At 61.0% G+C, this 18,886-nt stretch carries 30 protein-coding genes and 1 tRNA gene; all 31 read left to right on the top strand.

All coding sequences use genetic code 11. The features are described from left to right. Positions 1 to 29: 29 nt before the first annotated feature. The 31 genes from WA983_RS07915 (at position 30) to WA983_RS07765 (ending at position 18,861) form a co-directional block, all read left to right on the top strand. Complete coding sequence (locus tag WA983_RS07915) at positions 30 to 482, top strand: recombination protein NinB (RefSeq protein ID WP_424311867.1); 453 nt, start codon at positions 30 to 32, stop codon at positions 480 to 482. Then, a complete protein-coding gene (locus WA983_RS07910; RefSeq protein WP_424311866.1) occupies positions 479 to 919 on the top strand; it encodes a hypothetical protein in 441 nt (146 codons plus the stop codon). The genes WA983_RS07915 and WA983_RS07910 overlap by 4 nt, the downstream gene beginning before the upstream one ends. Next, entirely contained in the window at positions 916 to 1,758 is an 843-nt protein-coding gene (locus tag WA983_RS07905) for a YdaU family protein (protein WP_424311865.1), read from the top strand. Before WA983_RS07910 ends, WA983_RS07905 begins: the two co-directional genes overlap by 4 nt. Next, complete coding sequence (locus WA983_RS07900) at positions 1,745 to 2,413, top strand: hypothetical protein (RefSeq protein ID WP_424311864.1); 669 nt, start codon at positions 1,745 to 1,747, stop codon at positions 2,411 to 2,413. Before WA983_RS07905 ends, WA983_RS07900 begins: the two co-directional genes overlap by 14 nt. Next, positions 2,410 to 2,601 (top strand): DUF7696 family protein, encoded by a 192-nt coding sequence (locus WA983_RS07895; protein ID WP_424311863.1) that lies wholly within the window; start codon positions 2,410 to 2,412, stop codon positions 2,599 to 2,601. Before WA983_RS07900 ends, WA983_RS07895 begins: the two co-directional genes overlap by 4 nt. Continuing rightward, on the top strand, positions 2,588 to 3,010 hold the full coding sequence (locus tag WA983_RS07890; protein WP_424311862.1) for a DUF1064 domain-containing protein: 423 nt from the start codon (positions 2,588 to 2,590) through the stop codon (positions 3,008 to 3,010). The genes WA983_RS07895 and WA983_RS07890 overlap by 14 nt, the downstream gene beginning before the upstream one ends. After that, positions 3,010 to 3,360 (top strand): hypothetical protein, encoded by a 351-nt coding sequence (locus WA983_RS07885; RefSeq protein WP_424311861.1) that lies wholly within the window; start codon positions 3,010 to 3,012, stop codon positions 3,358 to 3,360. The genes WA983_RS07890 and WA983_RS07885 overlap by 1 nt, the downstream gene beginning before the upstream one ends. Next, a complete protein-coding gene (locus WA983_RS07880) occupies positions 3,360 to 3,818 on the top strand; it encodes a hypothetical protein (RefSeq protein WP_424311860.1) in 459 nt (152 codons plus the stop codon). Before WA983_RS07885 ends, WA983_RS07880 begins: the two co-directional genes overlap by 1 nt. Further along, positions 3,802 to 4,107, top strand: a complete 306-nt coding sequence (locus tag WA983_RS07875) for a hypothetical protein (protein ID WP_424311859.1) — start codon at positions 3,802 to 3,804, stop codon at positions 4,105 to 4,107. Before WA983_RS07880 ends, WA983_RS07875 begins: the two co-directional genes overlap by 17 nt. 46 nt (positions 4,108 to 4,153) lie before the next feature. After that, entirely contained in the window at positions 4,154 to 4,363 is a 210-nt protein-coding gene (locus tag WA983_RS07870) for a hypothetical protein (RefSeq protein ID WP_424311858.1), read from the top strand. A gap of 159 nt (positions 4,364 to 4,522) precedes the next feature. Continuing rightward, positions 4,523 to 5,398, top strand: coding sequence for a DUF4747 family protein (locus WA983_RS07865; RefSeq protein WP_424311857.1), 876 nt, complete (start codon positions 4,523 to 4,525; stop codon positions 5,396 to 5,398). Between the two features lie 11 nt (positions 5,399 to 5,409). After that, positions 5,410 to 6,045, top strand: a complete 636-nt coding sequence (locus tag WA983_RS07860; RefSeq protein WP_424311856.1) for a hypothetical protein — start codon at positions 5,410 to 5,412, stop codon at positions 6,043 to 6,045. An 11-nt stretch (positions 6,046 to 6,056) separates the two neighbouring features. Then, positions 6,057 to 6,134 (top strand) — tRNA-Met (locus WA983_RS07855). 406 nt (positions 6,135 to 6,540) lie between these two features. Continuing rightward, entirely contained in the window at positions 6,541 to 7,176 is a 636-nt protein-coding gene (locus WA983_RS07850) for a putative metallopeptidase (protein ID WP_424311855.1), read from the top strand. Positions 7,177 to 7,206: 30 nt separating this feature from the next. Further along, the gene (locus WA983_RS07845; RefSeq protein ID WP_424311854.1) at positions 7,207 to 7,644 is read left to right on the top strand and encodes a DUF2280 domain-containing protein; all 438 of its coding nucleotides are present in this window, start codon (positions 7,207 to 7,209) and stop codon (positions 7,642 to 7,644) included. Next, a complete protein-coding gene (locus tag WA983_RS07840; RefSeq protein WP_424311853.1) occupies positions 7,641 to 8,972 on the top strand; it encodes a terminase large subunit domain-containing protein in 1,332 nt (443 codons plus the stop codon). Before WA983_RS07845 ends, WA983_RS07840 begins: the two co-directional genes overlap by 4 nt. Continuing rightward, positions 8,969 to 10,357: a DUF4055 domain-containing protein gene (locus WA983_RS07835; protein ID WP_424311852.1), complete on the top strand. Its 1,389-nt coding sequence runs from the start codon at positions 8,969 to 8,971 to the stop codon at positions 10,355 to 10,357. The genes WA983_RS07840 and WA983_RS07835 overlap by 4 nt, the downstream gene beginning before the upstream one ends. Further along, positions 10,341 to 11,306 carry a hypothetical protein gene (locus tag WA983_RS07830; RefSeq protein WP_424311851.1) on the top strand — a complete coding sequence of 322 codons (966 nt, stop codon included), beginning with the start codon at positions 10,341 to 10,343 and terminating at the stop codon, positions 11,304 to 11,306. The genes WA983_RS07835 and WA983_RS07830 overlap by 17 nt, the downstream gene beginning before the upstream one ends. Positions 11,307 to 11,462: 156 nt before the next feature. After that, the gene (locus WA983_RS07825; RefSeq protein WP_424311850.1) at positions 11,463 to 12,233 is read left to right on the top strand and encodes a DUF6651 domain-containing protein; all 771 of its coding nucleotides are present in this window, start codon (positions 11,463 to 11,465) and stop codon (positions 12,231 to 12,233) included. A gap of 98 nt (positions 12,234 to 12,331) precedes the next feature. After that, positions 12,332 to 13,477: a P22 coat - protein 5 family protein gene (locus WA983_RS07820; protein WP_424311849.1), complete on the top strand. Its 1,146-nt coding sequence runs from the start codon at positions 12,332 to 12,334 to the stop codon at positions 13,475 to 13,477. Positions 13,478 to 13,520: 43 nt separating this feature from the next. Further along, positions 13,521 to 13,910 (top strand): hypothetical protein, encoded by a 390-nt coding sequence (locus WA983_RS07815; RefSeq protein WP_424311848.1) that lies wholly within the window; start codon positions 13,521 to 13,523, stop codon positions 13,908 to 13,910. After that, positions 13,907 to 14,083, top strand: coding sequence for a hypothetical protein (locus WA983_RS07810; RefSeq protein WP_424311847.1), 177 nt, complete (start codon positions 13,907 to 13,909; stop codon positions 14,081 to 14,083). The genes WA983_RS07815 and WA983_RS07810 overlap by 4 nt, the downstream gene beginning before the upstream one ends. A 2-nt stretch (positions 14,084 to 14,085) precedes the next feature. Then, the gene (locus tag WA983_RS07805) at positions 14,086 to 14,259 is read left to right on the top strand and encodes a hypothetical protein (RefSeq protein WP_424311846.1); all 174 of its coding nucleotides are present in this window, start codon (positions 14,086 to 14,088) and stop codon (positions 14,257 to 14,259) included. Continuing rightward, positions 14,256 to 14,603, top strand: coding sequence for a DUF4054 domain-containing protein (locus WA983_RS07800; protein ID WP_424311845.1), 348 nt, complete (start codon positions 14,256 to 14,258; stop codon positions 14,601 to 14,603). The genes WA983_RS07805 and WA983_RS07800 overlap by 4 nt, the downstream gene beginning before the upstream one ends. Continuing rightward, a complete protein-coding gene (locus WA983_RS07795; RefSeq protein ID WP_424311844.1) occupies positions 14,600 to 15,058 on the top strand; it encodes a hypothetical protein in 459 nt (152 codons plus the stop codon). Before WA983_RS07800 ends, WA983_RS07795 begins: the two co-directional genes overlap by 4 nt. Then, positions 15,055 to 15,402, top strand: a complete 348-nt coding sequence (locus WA983_RS07790) for a hypothetical protein (RefSeq protein WP_424311843.1) — start codon at positions 15,055 to 15,057, stop codon at positions 15,400 to 15,402. Before WA983_RS07795 ends, WA983_RS07790 begins: the two co-directional genes overlap by 4 nt. Further along, a complete protein-coding gene (locus WA983_RS07785; RefSeq protein WP_424311842.1) occupies positions 15,399 to 15,890 on the top strand; it encodes a phage neck terminator protein in 492 nt (163 codons plus the stop codon). The genes WA983_RS07790 and WA983_RS07785 overlap by 4 nt, the downstream gene beginning before the upstream one ends. Before the next feature lie 128 nt (positions 15,891 to 16,018). After that, a complete protein-coding gene (locus WA983_RS07780) occupies positions 16,019 to 16,528 on the top strand; it encodes a Rha family transcriptional regulator (protein WP_269360252.1) in 510 nt (169 codons plus the stop codon). A gap of 62 nt (positions 16,529 to 16,590) precedes the next feature. Beyond that, positions 16,591 to 17,955: a hypothetical protein gene (locus tag WA983_RS07775; RefSeq protein WP_424311841.1), complete on the top strand. Its 1,365-nt coding sequence runs from the start codon at positions 16,591 to 16,593 to the stop codon at positions 17,953 to 17,955. 13 nt (positions 17,956 to 17,968) lie between these two features. Next, positions 17,969 to 18,394: a phage structural protein gene (locus WA983_RS07770; protein ID WP_424311840.1), complete on the top strand. Its 426-nt coding sequence runs from the start codon at positions 17,969 to 17,971 to the stop codon at positions 18,392 to 18,394. Continuing rightward, positions 18,394 to 18,861, top strand: a complete 468-nt coding sequence (locus WA983_RS07765; RefSeq protein WP_424311839.1) for a phage tail assembly chaperone — start codon at positions 18,394 to 18,396, stop codon at positions 18,859 to 18,861. Before WA983_RS07770 ends, WA983_RS07765 begins: the two co-directional genes overlap by 1 nt. The last annotated feature ends 25 nt before the right edge of the window (positions 18,862 to 18,886 follow it).

Here is an 18,886-nt window from a genome sequence, read left to right as displayed (position 1 = left end):
GCAGTTGCTATCTGGACGGGGTTGAAGTGATGGCCAGCGCCCTGATTCTCACCCCCGCCACCCGGCCTATCGCCCGTCAGCTTATCGATGCGGCCCCCGATGGCTGGCTGGTTGAGCCGCCCAAGGAGCCGAAGAAGCGCCGCATCCAGGAAGAGCGCTATCACGCCATGCTGGGCGACATTGCCAAGCAGTGTGAATTCTTCGGCCAAAAGCGCGATCAGGAGACGGTCAAGCGGCTGCTGGTGGACGCATTCGCCCGCGTGATGGCGGCTGCCGGAACTCCACTTCGAGGCTGGGGCACTGTGATGCCTAGCCTTGACGGATCTGGTGTTGTGCAACTGGGCGTTCAAACACGCAATTTCACAATCCCTGTGGCCTCGGAATTCATCGAATACCTGTTTGCCTGGGGCGCGGAAAACAACGTCGTCTGGTCTGAGCGTGTGGATGTGCCGGGTTGGCTGCGTGAAGGGGTGCCGGCATGAGTCTTTGGAACTCCACCTTCAAATCCACTGGCAAGCCGATGCAGCGCAAGGCACCTATGCGCCAGGCCACGCCGATGACGCGCAGCCCCATGAAGCGCTCGGGCCGGCGCAAGCACAAGATCGACGGCCACCATGACCGGAAGCTGCTGGACGCCTGCCGCGGAGAACCCTGCTACTTGTGTGTGCCTGGGGTATGTCCGTGCATCCCCGAGGATCCGAGCGTGGTCGATTGCCACGGCAATTGGGCCGATACAGGCAAGGGCATGGGCCTGAAGGCCGCTGATCGATTCAGCGTGCCGGGCTGCGCGCCGTGCCATCACTGGCTGGACTTCGGCACAACCGCGACCCGCGACGAAAAGCGGGCTGTGTTCTTCGATGCGCTGGGCCGGTGGGAGCCGGTGCGCGCGGCGAAGATCAGCAAAAGGACTGCCGCATGAATTACTACCCCCACCACATCGGCGACTTCAACAGCGCCACACGTCACCTGACTCGCATCGAGCGCAGCATCTACCGCGATCTGCTGGATCTGTACTACGACACCGAGCACCCGATCATGAAGGACATGGACAAGCTGTGTCGACTGATCATCGCGCGTTCCGACGAAGAACGAACAGCCGTTGAACAGGTGTTGAACGAGTTCTTCACAGAAACTGATGACGGATGGTTCCATGCGCGCTGCGAGGAAGAAATCAGCAGATTCCAGGCTGGCGTGCAGGCCAAATCCGCTGCAGGGAAGGCCAGCGCGGCCAAAAGAGCACAAAAAACCCAACAAACGAACAACACAAATCCAACAGCCGTTGAACAGCCGTTGAACAGCCGTTCATCAGACGATGAAAAACCGTTGACGCCTTGTTCAACTAACCAGAACCAGAACCAGAACCAAGAACCAGAAAAAGAGAGAGAGGGCGCGCCTGCTGCGCAGCCGCCTGCTCCCAAGGCCGCCAGGGCCACGCGACTGGCGACCGACTGGCGACTGCCGGACACCTGGATGTCCTGGGCGCTGCTGGAGCAACCCAGCTGGACGCCGGATGACGCGCTGCGGGTGGCCGACTCGTTCCGCGACTACTGGGCGGCGAAGGGCGGCGCCGACGCCAGAAAGGTTGATTGGGAGGCCACCTGGCGCAACTGGGTGCGCCGCGAGAAATCGTCCGGCTTGAGCAGAACGCATCAAGCCCCAAGCCGCCAGGACCGCTACGCCGCTGACGCCGCGATCATCCGTGACCTGGCGCGCGGGAAAACCGAAATCGACATGGGGACAATCGATGCAACTCGCTGAAATCCAACCGATCCCGGAGACCTGGGCCGCCCGCGTGATCGAGCGCCTGCACCTGCTGTACGGCTCGAAATTCATGCAGCAGTGGGATGGCATCGATAAGGCCACGATGGTGAAAGCCTGGGCTGAACAGCTTGCCGGCTTCACTGGTGACGAGGTGTCCGCAGGGCTGGCTGCATGCGGGAATCGTCCGTTCGCGCCGACGCTGCCCGAATTCAAGCGGCTGTGCCGTCCCTGGCTGGAGCCGGAAGTGGCTTTTCGTATGGCCGTGACCGGCATGCAAGGTCGCCGCGCTGGCGAGATCGGCGCCTGGCCGCATCCGGCCGTGTACTGGGCTGCCGTTGAGATCGGCAACCACGACATGCTCAATCAGTCCTGGCAGACGCTCAAGAGCCGCTGGGAGGCTGCGTACAGCATCCAACTGGCCCGCCAGTCATGGGACGAAATCCCGGCTCCCGCTGCGGCACTGCCGGCCCCTGGCCGAGCGACCGCCACCAAGGAGCAGGCCGACGCCGGAATCAAGGCCATGGCGGCTGCTGCAATCGAAAAGCCGCGCGATCCGAAGGCCTGGGCCAAGAAGATCCTGGCTAACCCCAAAGGGCGCTCACCGACTGTCGTGGCGATGGCGCGCCGGGCGCTTGAGGAGCGGGCCGCATGACGCCCCAGCAGATCGAACAGCACCGCCTAGCCTGCGAGGCCCGCCACATCCTTTCCTTGCCCTACAGCCAACGCAAGCCCGAGCTGGACGCCATCGGCAAACGCCGTGGCAAGGCCGCCCAGAAATACCTTGAAGCTGAGGTGACGCGGCAATTCAGATTGAAGAAGGAAGCCCATGACTTTTCATGACCCGCTGCCCAGCATGCAAGACCTGGCGTTCCCGCGCGATCGACAGGCGAGAAGCAATACCGGCGCGATACGCAAGATGCAGGCCCTGGGGCGCCTCAAGACCGGCCAGATGAACAAAACCGAGGCGGCCTACGCCCAGCACCTGGAGATCCGCAAGGTGGCCGGCGAGATCCTCTGGTATCGCTTCGAGGGCGTGAAGCTGCGCCTGGCGGATAACACGTTCTACAGCCCCGACTTCGTGGTGATGCTGGCTGACGGCACGCTCGAGTGCCACGAAGTGAAGGGTTTCTGGCAGGACGATGCCCGCGTGAAGATCAAGGTCGCGGCCGATCAGTACCCGATGCGGTTTGTCGCCGTGAAGGTGCGCGCCAAGAAAAACGGCGGCGGCTGGGACGTGGAGGAATTCTGATGGCCGACTATCTCCACCGAAAATCCCACACTCACCAGCGAGCCAGGGAGGCATTGCGCAAGGCCGGCCACAATGGGCCGCTGCAGAAGATCGACGCCTTGGTCTACGCCATCGAGGTCGAGACCGGCCGCGCGTGCGAGGGTGATACGACGGAATTCATTCGCGCCTGGCTGGATACCCTGCCGGTAGCGGCGCGCCGGACGCCACCGGAGTTCAGGCCGCTGACGATCAAGCCTTTGTCCATGATGCGCCACAACCTCGATCGTGCCGCCCTTGCGAAACCCAAGATGCAGGCGACAGCGGGCAGGGCGGGGAATGGGAACGAGAATTCACCCGTGTGGAGGCGCTGATGGAATACCCGACTTTCGTGCGCGCCGAGATCGAGAACTGGATTGCCTGGTGTTGGGCTGGCGAATCGCCGGAACCCAGGGAGCCAAGCCGCTGCTATTCCGCTGAGCGCGGCTGGCAAGCCCCAGACTGGGAGTCTGAATCTGACGACGCGCCGCCCCGAGTGATTTTCAACCCGGATCGCGCCCAGCGCGTGCAGGCCATCTTCGATCGGCTGCCGACCTTGACGCGCTGCGTATTGCGCTACGAATACACCCAGCGATCGGCCTTTGATCAGTACGAGCGCAGTGTCGAGCTCCATGAGGGTCAGATGCGCCCGGTCTGGACCCGCGTCGGCAACACTCGCCGGCAGCGCGCCAGGACCGACCTGAAGATCACCAGGGACCAGTACGCGGCCTGCCTGGACGAATTCAAGATCGAGATTTTCAAGGAGTTTGAAGAAGATGAAGTATGCGCCTGAAATCCTGGGCCTGATGCGGCCGTACCCGGGCAGGGCGTTCCGGATGGCGCAACTGGTGCATGAGGCATCGGGCGGCCGGACGCTGACGCCCAGGCAGATGGAGGCCGTGCGAAAGGGGGTCAAGCGCGTCCTGGATCACCTGATCGACATCGGGCATGTGGAGCGGGTCGGCGGAACCACCCGGGCCGCCATGTATGCCTGGCGTCTATTGGGACATGAAGTTGCCCAAAACGCTGGATTATTGGGACAGCGTAAGGGACAATATGGGCAGGACAATTGCGTCCTGTGAAAACGTAAGGCCTCGCAATCGCGGGGCCTTTTTCGTTGGAGCCTCCATGCTTGATGGCGACCTCTGCAGGCTGACCAAGACTGGCACTGTCGTGGTGACTGATGGCAAGATCGAAATCGGCGGCTTCAGTTCAGATGACGGAACGTGCCGCGACACCGCCGCGCTTGCGTTGGTCTGGGCCATCGGCCGCTTACAAGCTGAATTGCAAGCCAAGCTGGAGCGACCTGGCGGCGGCAATACCGTCATCGTTGATTGATTTCCGGCCCTTCGTGGGCGCGGCGCAAGTCCTGCATTGCAGGCCGTCCGGGCTGATCGCCGGGTGATAGATTTTCTGAGCCTCGCTTGGTCAACGGGGTTTTTGCTTATAGAGACCGTCGCATAAGCCGCGTATTCTGTACCTTCTTGTAACAGGAGGATGCACGGCATGGCAAGGGAGAGATCATTCCAGGTGAGCGGACTCAATATAAGAGTTCATACGCGCCATCATTTCGAAGAGTATGTCGAGTTTTGGGGCATGCTCTATAGAAATCGAGGGACGGCGTTGTACGGTAGTTCGGCGATGATGATCGGTGAGGCACGCAGCGAAAACAAGGACGATCCTAAGGCGCCGATAACCGGGTACATCTACAAATTCTTAAATATCGATCCCAATGAGCCGTGGTTTGATATACAACGCAGGAAGCCAGCGACCGAAGATGAGGTGCTGAAGGTATCGATACCGGATTATCTCAAGCCCAACCTGAAGACCATTCCGTACGTGTTTCTGCCTACGAAGCACAGATTGTATTTTGTTAGCAAGTCTTCAGATGGCGGGATGGCGGCAGCTACCATTCACAGGCTTCTGAGTAAATTGGTCTTGCGGCAGCAGATCATTGAGCGATTTGGCGAAGTAGACCTAACTATTTTGACGGATCGGAAAGCGATCGACGAACTCCTGGCGTGGCGCGTTTTAAAGACGCTAGAGATATTTATAGAACGGCCAAACGCGCTCGAAGATGAAGACGAGGCTGAGGTCTTGGATAGGCTTGAGCGATTGAGCGCTGGGTCTGAGCGCATAATTTTAAAGAAGGCACCTGAAGAACCAACCCTGACCCCGGACGAAGGCGTTAAAGCGCTTTCGCATATTGCGGCGAACCATGGAGAGGTCAAGGTTAGCGGGAAAAACGCCAAGGGCGTTAGAGAGCACGCGTCCTCAAAGGACTTTCCGATGTATGAGCGAGCGTCCTATGACCCAAACACACAAGGGGCGTTGCGAGCACTAGTTTCGTTTGTGATGCAGAAATTTCTATAGAGGGGTGAGGTGTGGCCAAACGGCGCTCGTTAGGCAACCTGGCGCTATTGATATTTGTATGGCGCAATACGCGTGGCGTGAAAGGTATTTGCTATGGGCCTGAGTTCTGGCTGGCCGCAGTTACATGGGTACTTGCTTCGCCGTATTGGTTGATGCATCCGTGGTGGAATCAGGTCATTGATGTCCTGCCGACTATTCTCGGGTTTACAGTGTCCGGGTTCGCAATATTTCTTGGGTTTGGCAGCGATGAGTTCAAGCGGTTTTTGGTTCGCGGGGACAAGATAGACGACAACGCGTACATCAGCGTTGGTGCAGCATTCATTGTCTTTGTGACCGTGCAATTGATAGCAATGTTGTTTGCTCTTGTTGTTAAGGGATATCAGTTCCCGACTCCGGAATTTCTGATGCCCTACAGGGCGTGGATTGATATCGGGAACTACATAGCTGGTGGGATCGGATACTTCCTTTTTTTGTACAGCCTGGTGCTGGCGTTGCGGGCCTCACTGCGCATCTTTCGTCTGAGCAGATGGTACTCGCGATATCTGGTAGCGACAGATCCAGAAAGAATCAGAAAACGGAAATCCTCCCAAGTCCGCCACCCATCGCGCCCAGCCGGAAGATACGCGGGGCGCATCCCTAGTGATTAACGTTCGATCGACGTAGGGTAGCGCAGCCAGGTCAGCGCGTCGGGCTCATATCCCGGAGGTCGCGGGTTCAAATCCCGCCCCCGCAACCAGTGTCTCCTCCCGATGCTTCGGCATCGTTTCGTGCCCCGCTGAGTCGAGAGATTCGCGGGGCGCGGTGTTTTGGCAGCTATTTTGGGGTGTCTTCTGTTCCATACGGGGCACCCCAGTCCCATAGATTGTCTTTTGCGATCAAAGACACTGCCTGGTCTGTCAGCTCTTCATTGGATGTCAGGCTAACGTGGACGCAATACATGCGCGGCTCGTTAGTTGGCCCGTGGACTATCCCAAATGTGAGGTATCTCGATTCGCTGTTGATGATGCTAATCGCATCCGCATTGAACGGTATTTCAACAGGTTCGCCGTGATGAGGGCCGCCGATAAATCGGCACGTGCATTTTGTCATGGAGTCTCCAATGGCTACGCCAAAAGAGAACCTGTGCGTAACAGGTTCGCATTATGAAAGACAACCATAGCAGCGACAGGCGCCCGATGCCACCAGATGCGTTGTTGTTGCCCGACTCGATTTACACATCCCTTGCTCCGACCCTCGATCTTGCCGCCTGGGTCCAGGAAATCGTCCTGGCTGAAGGCGGTCCGCTCCACAATCCAGATCACTCTCACTTGATCGACGCCGACATCGGCTTTCTGTGGGCCTCGTCGGCCTTCGCAAAGCGTGGCCGTACGGTGGTGGGCCAGGCCGAGCAGGTCATGATCCGCGCCGGCGGCTGGCAGAAGGCGAGGCAGGAACAGCAACTGCGTGAGTGGTTCGGCCATGTGCCGGAATTCTTGATCACCTTGGCCGCCGACTACTGTGCCCAGTGCAGCGACACCGAGTTCTGCGCGCTGGTCGAGCACGAGCTCTATCACATCGGCCAGGAGCAGGATGAATTCGGGGCGCCAAAGTTCACGAAAGACGGCATGCCCCGGCTGGCAATGCGCGGCCATGACGTCGAGGAGTTCGTCGGCGTGGTGCAGCGCTACGGCGCATCGGGGGATGTCTCTCGGCTCGTGGTGGCCGCCCAATCATCGCCCGAAGTGGCACAACTGAACATTGCGAGGGCCTGCGGAACCTGCCTACTCAAGTCGGCCTGATTCTTGACTGGCCGCGACGGATAGACGCCTATGGCAGCCCTGACTAGCGAGGTCAAAGCCTTTATCACACAGGCGCTGGCGTGCTTCGACTCTCCTTCCCAGGTGGCCGAGGCCGTCAAGAAAGAATTCGGTATCACGGTATCGCGCCAGCAGTGTGAAACACATGACCCGACCAAACGCGCAAGCAAGGGCCTAGGAAAGAAGTGGGCCGATCTTTTTCACGAGACCCGAGCCAGCTTCAAGGAGGGCAAAGAGGATATCGCGATCGCGAACCGGATGTACCGGCTCAGGGTGCTTGGCCGGATCGCTACCAAGGCTGAGGACATGAAGAACTACGCCCTGGCTATGCAGGCGCTCGAGCAGGCCGCCAAGGAAACGGGCGATGCGTACGTGAATCACAAGCAGGCGGCGCCAGTCGATAACATCCAACAGGTGCTTGTCGATCTGATCGAAAAGCTGCCGTCATGAGCACCGGCAATCTGATCCTGGATCGCCAGCTTGCCCGCTGGTATCCGCTGATTGATCACTCGGTTCAACTGGCGCTCGTGCAGGCTGTGCCGAGCGGTATCCGGTTCCCGCTGGTGCCTGCCGGACGGCGTAGCGGCAAGACGGAGCGATTCAAGCGGTTCCTGATCAAGCAGGCGAACCGAGTTCCGGGGCCGTACTTCGCGGCTGCCCCGACGCACGACCAGGCGAAGAAGATTTTCTGGGATGACCTGAAGGCTTTCACGCTGTCGGCCTTACATGCCAGGCGCCCGAGCGAGTCCGACCGCATCATTTTCATGCCCAACGGCAGCGAGATCCATGTCATCGGCCTGGACAAGCCGCAGCGCATCGAGGGCATCCCATGGAAGGGCGGCGGCATCGACGAATTCGCCGATGTGAAGTCATCGGCCTGGGAGGCGAACATCCTTCCGGCGCTGAACACGGTCAACCCGCTGGACCCGGAATACCGGGCCTGGTGCTGGCTGTTAGGTGTGCCGGATGGCCTGAATCACTATTACGACCTGTGCAGCGCCGCAGAGACCGGACAAAACCCGGACTTCGCGGTATTTCACTGGAAGTCTGCCGAGATCCTTCCGCCCGACGTGATCGCCGCGATGAAGCGGGCGATGTCAGCCAAGCAGTTCAGGCAAGAGTTTGAAGCGAGTTTCGAGACCGCTTCCGGGCGGATCTATGAGGATTACAGCAAGGCGAACCACACGACGGCCAGGATCGAGCCGCATGAGCAGTTGATGTGGATGCATGACCAGAACTACACGCCGTTGTCATCGGCCGTCGGTGTGCGGCGCGGCGAGGGCAACAACGACCTGTACCTGCTGGACGAAATAGTGCTGACCAGTGCGGTATCGAAGCAGTCAGCCGTCGAGTTCGTCGAGAAGTTCAAGGATCACAAAAACCGGCATGTCCTGATCTATGGCGATCCGGCGGGACAGGCCGGCGAAAAGCACGGCCACGCATCGGACTACACCGACATCGAGGGCGTTCTGAAGGCCAATGGCTGGGCGTACACACGCCGGGTCAAGCCAGCGCACCCGGCCATCAAGGATCGCCAGAACGCGGTCCGGGCCAAGATCAAGACGGCGGACGGACATATCAGCCTGTTCGTGAATCCGGCGACTGCCAAGTGGTGCGACAAGGGCCTGGCAACCGTGCAGCTAAAGGATGGGTCGGCCTTCCAGGAAGACCAGAAAAACCAATACCAGCACATCACGACCGCAATTGGATATTGCGTGGATCGTGAGTGGCCGATTGTGAAGCGCGTGGCCACCCAAACCATAGGCAGATTGAAATGACCCTGAAGGTGAACGACCCGAGCGCCGAATACACAGCGGGGCAGGGCGACCGCGACCTTATCGACGCACTGATGGGCGGGACGGCAGCTATGCGGGCTGTAGGCGAGAAGTACCTGCCGCGATTTGAGATGGAATGTCCGGAGGATTACAAAAAGCGCCTGGCGTGCGCCACGCTGTACCCCGCGTTCTCTGAGACAGTAAAAAACATGACCGGGCGCGTGTTCTACCGGCCCATCAATCGAGACGAGGTAGCCGATGACCTGAAGGGCGACATCGAAAACATCGACCTGCAGGGTAACGATCTGGATGTGTTTGCAGCGAGCTGGTTTTCGTCCGGACTTGCGTATGGCCTGTGCCATGCGCTGGTTGACTATCCGAAGACCGCTGGGCTGTCTTCCCGCGCGGATGGCGTCCTGACGCTTCAGGACGCGAAGGCGGCCAATCTGCGCCCATATGCGCGCTTGGTGCGCCCGCATGACCTGATCGGCTGGATCGTTGAGATCCAGAACAACGTCAGCACGCTGGTGCAGGCGCGCATCCGCGAGACGGCGACGGTGCGCGATGGCGCATATGGCGCCAAGCTGGTCAACCGCGTGCGGGTGCTTGAGCCTGGACGCTTTGAAGTCTGGGAGGAGCCCGAGGACAGCAGGAAGGCCGACTGGACCCTGGTGGACGAGGGGCAGACCAGTATTTCCAGCATCCCACTGGTGACCTTCTACAGTGGACGCACCGGCATGCTTCAGGCGAAATCCCCGCTGCTGGAACTCGCTCACCTGAACATCAAGCACTGGCAGGAGCAGTCTGATCAGGACGCAAGCGTGAGATTCGCACGGATCCGGATCGTCTATGCAGCAGGCATCGATGGAGAGGCGAAGATATCCGCTAGCGCCGAATCTGTCGTTCAATTGCCCGCGGGCGCATCCATGGGTGTGGTTCAGGGGTCTGCAGAGAGCGTCAAGGTCGGCAGTGACAGTTTGGCGGCGCTTGAGGATCAAATGCGCGAGGCCGGCGCCAAGCTGCTGGTCAAGTCGTCGCAGGCGACCAAGGCCGTCGCCCAGGCAAAATCAGACGCTATTGTCGAGCAGTCCGCACTTGGCGCTATGGCGCAAGGATTGGAGGACGCGATCGATCAGGTCCTGCAGATCATGGCCGAATTTCGCGGCATTGACGATGGCGGCCACGCAGACGTCAACGATGATTTCGATGCTCTTGATGACCAAGCCGCCGGCGTAGATGGCCTGACGAAACTGGTTGCCAGCGAGATTATCTCGGAAGAGACGGCATTCAATGAATGCAAGCGCCGGGGAGTGATCAGCAACGAACTGGATTGGCAAGCAGAGCAGGAGCGGATCAACAGCGGGGCGGTAAATGGCGTCCCTGTATGACCGTTTCTCTGAGCTGCACCTCGATGTTATTGCGTACAGCCGGGGGCTGGAACAGGATGCGCGTCAGCACGTCCTGACGCTGGGTGAAGAAATCGCGGCGCTGCTGGCAGGTGTCGATTTGTCGCGCCTGAATAGGCGTCAGATGAATGCCCTGATTGCCAGCGTTGTGACGCGGATTGATGGCCGGTACCGCCGGATTGATCGACTGACGGACACTGGGCTGACCGAGCTTTTGGCAGTTATCACACCCGAGATTGCCAGGGCCATCAGGTCACGCCGGCGCATCCCGCCGAAAGTCGCTGATGTGCTGGTCAGCGGTATGACCACGGCTGAATCTTGGGAGTCGGCATCGCAGGGCGTGCGCCGCAATATCCGCCGCGCCCTGAGGATGGCCCAGGCGGCAGGCATGAGGGAGGCAACGGAGCCGATCTTTGGGCGCGGCGGCGTGATTGAGAAGTCGGCGCGCAATGTGCAGTCTGCTGTGCAGGAAATGACCCTGGCGGCAGAGACCGAGGCGAAGCGCACCGCCGCCACGGAAACCAGCCTGATCTCTGGCTACCGCTCAAGTTCGATGTTCGACAGCAAGACGTGCCTGCTCTGCGGGAACATGGACGGCGAGCTGTTCGATCTGAACATGGTGGCGAAAAACGAGGCTGTCCGGGCAATCGGCGCATCCCCGTATCACACCGGATGCCGCTGCAACATGATCCCGGAGCTGCCCGAGGATGGGCCAGCCAGCGCCATTCCTGGCGCCGACGGGAAGGTCAGCCGAGGCATGACATTCGAGGAGTTCGTTGAAACCAAGTCGGCGAAGTGGCAGGGGCGATATTTCGGGCCTGGCCGCTATGCAATCTGGAAGCGCGGTGACATCACTCTGTCCGACTTGATCAACGGGCAGGGCAAGATCATCACGATTTCTGACCTGAAAAATAAGTACGGCGGCGACTGACCGTCGATACACAGCATTCTGCCTGCTGCCGAGCTGGCATTTTCTTTCTGGCCGCCCTAGGCAACTGTGGGCGGCTTTTCTATGCCTGATCGCCGGATGGCGGCGGGCGCCGTGGGCAGATGCCCGTAGTGGCCGGATGGCCGAGGAAACAAAGCAATGAAGCTCAAAACCCTGGAAGTGGACGGCAAGACCTACGCCGAGGTGCAGGACGGCAAGCCCGTGTACGTCGAAGACGACGGCAAGGAAGTGGCTTTCGATGCTCCTGGCACGCGCAACACGATCAGCCGCTTGAACGCCGAAGCCAAGAGTCATCGGGAGGCCAAAGAGGCCGCCGAAAAGACGCTCAAGAGCTTCGAGGGCATCGAGGATCCGGCAGCCGCGATCAAGGCGCTGGAAACGGTCGCCAATCTGGACAGCAAGAAGCTGATCGACGCCGGTGAGGTCGAGAAAGTGAAGGCTGAAGCCAGTAAGGCTTTCCAGGCGCAGTTGGACGAGGCGAACAGCAAGGCCAAGGCGCTGGAAGATCAGCTCTACGCCGAGAAGATCGGCGGCAGCTTTGCTCGATCCAAGATCATCGCCGACAAATTCGCCATCCCCGCCGACCTGGTGCAGGCCCGTTTCGGCCAGGCCTTCAAGGTCGAGGACGGCAAGACCGTGGCATATGACGCCAACGGCAACAAGATTTTCTCCGCTGCCCGCCCGGGCGAACTGGCCGACTTTGACGAAGCCCTGCAGGTGCTGGTGGACCAATACCCCTACAAGGATCAGATCCTGAAGGGCTCTGGCGCGTCGGGCGGTGGGGCCGGCGGCAGTGGCGGTGGCCAAGGTGGCGCCCGCACCATGAGTCGCGAGCAGTTCTCCAAGCTGTCTCCCACCGAACAGATGGCCGCCGTCACCGGCGACAAGGCCGTCACGCTCACCGATTAACGCATTACCCCGGCTGGCGCCTCGGATGAGGCCTGGCGCTATCAGGGTCGGATGATCCTGCAATTCAACCTTCGTTTCATCTCTCAAGGATCAACATCATGGCTAACACCCTGACTGGGATTATCCCGACCCTGTATGCCGCCCTGAACACGGTTTCCCGTGAAATGGTCGGCTTCATCCCCGCGGTTCGCCGCGATTCCAATGCCGAGCGGGCCGCCGTCGGTCAAACCGTCCGCGTGCCCCTGGGCGAGGCGGGCGAACTGGAAGACATCACCCCGGGCGCGCAACCCGCGAACTCGGGCGATACCACCGTCGACCATACGGACGTCACCATCACCAAGTCCAAGGCGGCTCCGGTGCGTTGGAATGGCGAAGAGCAGCGGGCAGTCGGCTCGACCGGCGTCTATAACCAGATCCTGGCCGATCAGTTCACCGACGCCATGCGCAAGCTGGTCAACGCGGTGGAAATCGATCTGTCCCTGGCGGCGATGGCGGGCGCCTCGCGGGCCTACGGCACGGCTGGCACGGCGCCGTTTGGCACCGCTGGCGATCTGTCCGACTTCGCGGGCGTGGCCCAGATCCTGGACGTCAACGGTGCGCCCATCGTGGATCGCCAACTGGTGCTGGGCTCCATGGCCATGGCGAACCTGCGCGGCAAGCAATCAGTGCTCTTCAAGGTGAATGAGGCCGGCACCAATGACATGCTGCGCAACGGCATGACCGACCGCGTGCAGAACTTCGCCCTGCGGTATTCGGGCGGCATCAATCTGCACACCAAGGGCACCGGCGCGGGTTACGTGGCTGATGGTGCACACGCTGCGGGCGTCTCCGGCATCGTGCTGAAAACCGGTACCGGCACCGTGCTGGCTGGCGACATCGTGACCTTCAGCGGGGACACCAACAAGTACGTCGTCAACACCGGCATCACCGGGCCGGCCACGCTCGGGATCGGCAAGCCCGGCCTGCTGGTCGCCCTGGCCGATGGCGGCGCGATGACCATCGGCGCGAACTACACGCCGAACGCCGCGTTTGCCCGGGGTGCCATCGTACTGGCCGCCCGCGCGCCCGCCGTGCCGGAAGGAGGTGACTCCGCCGACGACGCCATGACCATCACGGATCCCGTGACCGGCATGACGTTCGAGGTCCGGGTGTACCGCCAGTACCGCCAGGTGAAGTACGAGGTCTGCCTGGCCTGGGGCTGCGCGGTGGTGAAGCCCGAGCACGTCGCCCTGCTGGTCGGTTGATGAACCGCTGGGGCTTCGGCCCCAGCATTCTGGAGAATGCGAAATGTCCCATCTGATCCCGGTCAGCAAAGGCGCTGACTATCTGGAAGTGCATCCCGGCGCCCTGGCCGAACACAAAAAGCTGGGCTGGGTCCAGTGCGAGAAGCAATCGAAGCCGAAAGCCGCCTCCGACAGCGACGATGGCCGCCTGCCCGACGCCGAACAGCGCAAGCTGCTGATCGACATGCTGACCGAGCGCGGCATCGAGTTTTCCGAAGACATGGGCACCGACGAGCTGCGGGCGCTCACGATCACACCGAACCCCGACGGCCTGGATGATCTGGACGTCGACCAACTGCGCGCCCTGGCCGCTGAGCGTGGCGTGGCCGTGCATGCGCGTGCCGGCGCCGACAAGATCCGCGCCGCGCTGCGGGCTGCTGGAGATGTCCAATGAGCATCGTCACGCTGATCCGAGGCGGGCGCACAATCGACGCCAGCCCCGCTGCAGCCCGCGAATTGCAGCGCCAGGGGTGGGTCGAGGTGGCCGGCTCCGGGCCGGCTGCGAACGTCGCACCGCGCCCGGCGGCGGTTATCGCCAAGCCGAAGCGCGGGACCAAGAAGGCCTGACAGTGGATGACTCCCTGATGGCAGGCGTGGCCGTTTTGGCTGGGGGCATCGTCCATGACGTGCTGGAAGCCGTGCATAAGTACGATGGCGCGGTGCCGGTTGCGCTGGCCGTCGGCGCCCTTGAAATAGCGAAGCTGCAATTGATTGAAGATGCCGCGAGGAGCGACGACGAATGACCCCTCTCGAAATCCTAGCCTTCGAGCTTCCTGGCGATCGATACACGGAAGATGATCGACAGCAGGCGCTGGCCCTGGCGGCCAACAAGCGCCCATGGTGCCTGTCCGAGGCCGAGCAGGACGCCGCCCAGGCGCTGTATGCGGCATGGTTGCTGGTGATGCGCGTCGGGAAAGAGGGTGGCGTTGTGCCGACGGCTGGCATCAAGAGCGAATCCGAGGGTGACCTGTCCCGCACCTACGCCAGCGGATCAGAGGCGCTGGACCAGTTTGGCTTCAAGGCGCGGTACGACGAGATGGCTCGCCAGTGTCCGATCAAGATGCAGCGTGGGGCGTGTGTGAAATGAGCGGCGTCAAAGTGATCGATCATGGCCTGGACAAGATCGTGCGCGAGAGCGTGCGCCTGGGTGATCTTGAGATCGCAGCCGGGATTCTTCCGAATCACTTTGACGACGCCTATGACAACGGCATGACTATAGGCGAGGTCGCCACTATTCAGGTATATGGAACCAGCACGATCCCAAAGCGCGACTTTATCGGCGGAACTGCGGACGCCTACCGCGAAAAGACAGCCGACGTGATGCAGAAGCAAGTTGGGCTGGTTCTCGACGGAAGCCTGACGCCAGAGGCTGCTGCTGCCGATTTGGGCAAGTGGTTCCATGGACGGATCAATGCGCACATCGACAATGGGCCGTGGGCACGCAATGCCCCGTCTACCGTCAAGAAAAAGGGTCGTGATGACCCACTGAAAGATACAAAACTGCTGTACAACGCCATCGATCATGAGGTCAGGAAGAAATGAGCCTTCGCGCGCCACAGACCATCATCCCGCGCCTGCCTGGCAGCTATGTAGGCGGGCGCTGGCAGGATGGGCCAGACGGCGACCCCACCGCCATTCTTGCATCCGTGCAGCCGGCCAGTTCGGGCGACTACGACCAGATGCAGGCCGAACAGCCCGGACGCAGGATCGAGCGCATGGTGCGCCTCTACACCGACGTGCGGTTGAATGTGGCAGGGGAAAACAGTACGAACGGCGATAGCCTTGAATGGCTGGGTGAGCGCTATCTGCTGGTGGCGGTCAGCCCCTGGCAATCGGGCATCATCCCGCATTACCGCTATCTGGCTGCAATGACGAAACTGCCATGATTCACGATGATTTTCATGCCCTGTTTGCCGGCCTGTTGGATGAGCCCACGGTGTTTGCCAACGAAAACGGCCCGCGCCCAGCCAAGCAGTTTTCGACAATCGAGATCTCGCCCAGCGCACCACACCCGGTCGAACATGGGCAGGTGGATGGCGATGGCAACCGCAAGTCCTTCGCCTCCCGCGTGGTCGAAGTGCAAATCCAGTGCTACGGACCGGGCGCCTGGGGGCGGGCGGACGCCTTGGCGTTGCGCATTCACAGTGAAGCCGCCCAGGATGCCAGCGAGAGTTTGGATATCGGCATCCTGAGCGTGGATCGCATCCAGGACGTTCCGGCACTGGTCGATAAGATCCATTACGAGGAACGCACGATCCTGGACCTGACCTGCCACTACGTCGGCAGCTATGTCGAGTGGACGAGCTGGATTGAAACAATCCAAGGCTCGCTGGCGGCTGATGGTCTGCCGTCTGTGCCGATCACCACGGCCTGACGATTTTTCTTCCTATCCGCCGCCCTCGGGCGGTTTCTTTTTGGCCGCAGCTAGGAGGCATCCGAAATCGCCTTCCCTGGGGCGCTGCTGCGGCCATCCTCATTTCCAGGGCATTGCAGGGAGTGAATATGCAAACACCATTCGAGCCACTGGTCTCCGTCATCGGCGGTGAACCCCTAGCATCCAGCCTCGTGATCGCGCGCGGCATGAAGGCCAGGCACAAGAGCGTCATCCAGTTGATCCGGCAGCATGCGGCCATCCTCCAGGAGTTCGGCCCACTGGCATTTGAAATGCGGGTGGTGAAACGCCCACAGGGCGGCGGCGCCCCGACCGAATACGCCATGTTGAACGAGCAGCAGGCCGCTCTGCTGATTTCGATGATGCGCAACACAGACGAGGTTGTGGCATTCAAGGTCCGGTTGATCCGCGAGTTCTACCGCATGCGTGATGCACTAAGCCAGCGCACGCAGAACCTGTATCAGCAACTTCAGGCGCTGGTGGCAGAGGAGGTCTCCACCCAGGTCAAAGCGTCCTTCGGATCGCGCCTGATGCTGGAGCGGAAGTACGCCATTCCCGATTTCAGGCGACGGCGTGAAGCGCTGGAGTCTCAACTTCAACCGTCCCTTTTCATCCACTGACCCGGCTCCGAGCCGGGCTTCTTCTTTCTGGGCCGCTGATGCGGTTTTTATAGGAGCCTCCTATGGCAAACCTCGACCGGATCGCCAATGTCGTGATTTCCCTCGGCACCCTGGCGATCGACGAAAAGTCCTTCAACGACATGCTGATCCTGGGAAGTCATGTCCTGTCCACCAACCGGGTGCTGGTCATCACCGGCGCCGACGAACTGCTGGACATGGGCCTGCCCGCCACGGATCCTCTGTACCGGGCGGCGCGCGACGTCTTCAGCCAGACCCCGCACGTCGCGCAGTGCTACATCGGCCGGCGCCAGGTCGACGGCGCGACCGTCACGGTTACCAAGGCTGCGGTGGCGGAATACTCTGTCACGCTCAAATGGCGCGATGGTACGGGTACCCAACAGTCCGTGAAGGCGTCCTATGCTGGGCTGCAGGCCGACGATGAGGCGGCTATCGCCACCGGTCTGGCCGCAGCGATCAACGGCACGGCGGCGCCTGTCACGGCGACCGCCACGGCCGCGGATATTGCTCTGATCAACGATGAAGCCGGCAAGCCGATGGCGCTCAGCGTGGCCGGCAACCTGGAGATGGTCCTGGCTGCCAGCGCCGAATCGGCGACCGATGCCCTGGCCGCCGTCAACGGCGAGATGTCGAACTGGTACGGCCTGATCCTGACCAGCCGTGTCGTGCAAGACGTGAAAGATGCGGCGGCCTGGACCGAGGCGAACGAAAAGCTGTTCTCCACGGCCTCTAAGGATCCCAACATCATTGACTCGGGCGCCACCAGCGATATCGCCAGCTACCTGATGGAGAACCAGTATTTCCGCACGTCGGCGATGTACAGCGCCAGCGCTGATACCCAGTACCCGGAAGCGGCGCTCATGAGCAACCGCTTCACCTACTACGCGGGGCAGGAATCTTGGGCCAATGTCCAACTGGCCGGCGTGGCCGTCAGCCCGCTGCGGGAGGGCGAATACATCACCGCCAAGGGCAAGAACGTCACCACCTTCGAGATGTTCCGCAATTTCGCGGTCACCCAGGGCGGGCGCGTGGCCGCTGGCGAGTGGATTGATGTCATCCGGTTGCGCGACCAACTGGCCGAGCAGATCAAGGTGGCGGCCGTGGGCGCCATCGTGCGGGCGACCAATTCGACTGGCAAGGCGCCGTACACCGACGACGGCATTCAGCTCATGGCCAACGCCATCCGCGATCCACTGGACCTGAACGTGCGCCGTGGCGGCATCGCGCCGCCCGAACTGGACGAGAACGACCAGGTGATCCCGTCCTACACCATCGGTGTGCCGCGCGCCAGCCAAATCCTCACCAACGACAAGGCCAACCGGGTGCTGCGCGACCTGAAATTCACTGCCCGATTGGCCGGAGCCATCCACACGACCGAGATCAAGGGATCTCTGGTCTACGACTTTTAAGGAGCGCTGAGAAATGGCAGACGTGAAAACCTATTCGCCCGATCGGGTGAAGGTCATCGTAGGGGTGGCCGCGCTGTCGGGATTTGCTGACGGCACGTTCGTGGACATCGAGCCACTGGGTGACGGCGTAACCAGCGAAGCCGGCGCCGACGGCGAGGTCGCCCGGGCGATGAGCCTGGATTCTCGCCACACCATCACCGTGACCCTACAGCAGACCAGTCGCAGCAACGACATCTTGTCAGCTCTGCATTTGGCTGATCGGGTCTCTGGTGGAGACGGCGCCGTGCCGATTGCGGTCACCGACTTGCGTGGAACGACCTTATTTGGCGGCACCGGCTGGGTGGTCAAGCATGCCAAGGCGACATTTGGCAAAGGCTTAGAGGCCCGTGAGTGGACGCTCGAGGCCGCCGGCCTGTTCCATAACGGGGGGACGAACTGATGGCAAAGCCTATCGAGGTGACCGTCAGCGGCACCGCTTTTCTGATCCAACCCCTGGATGCTTTCGAGGCGCTGGCGATCTTTGGTGACCTGCAAAAGGACATTCTGCCGGCGGCGGGCGGCCTGGTGTCCCTGCTGGCTGGTGGCCAAGATGATGTGCGGGACGAAGCGGCGATGGCTGGCGCAATCGCGAAGCTATCACAGCGTTTGGATGGCAAGCAACTGATCGGCTGGACCAATCGCCTGTTGACCAAAGATTTGATCTCGGTCGAGCTCAACGGCAACTTGGTGCCTCTGGATGCCGCCGCCAAGGCTATGGCATTCGCGGAATTCACCGATGTGCTGGAACTGCTGTTCCATGCCTTGCGCGTGTGGTTTGGCCGCCCTTTGGCCGCCTGGGTCAGCCGGACTGGACTGGCCCAGAAATTCCAGGCGGGCGGCCTGTTGGGCGGTACTCCGACCGAATAACGGCGGAATTCCTCATCTGGCGTCC

Source organism: Castellaniella sp. (genome assembly GCF_049650445.1).
Classification (GTDB): domain Bacteria; phylum Pseudomonadota; class Gammaproteobacteria; order Burkholderiales; family Burkholderiaceae_B; genus Castellaniella.
Note: the sequence above shows the minus strand (reverse complement) of the source record. Positions and strands in the feature narration are given on the sequence as shown.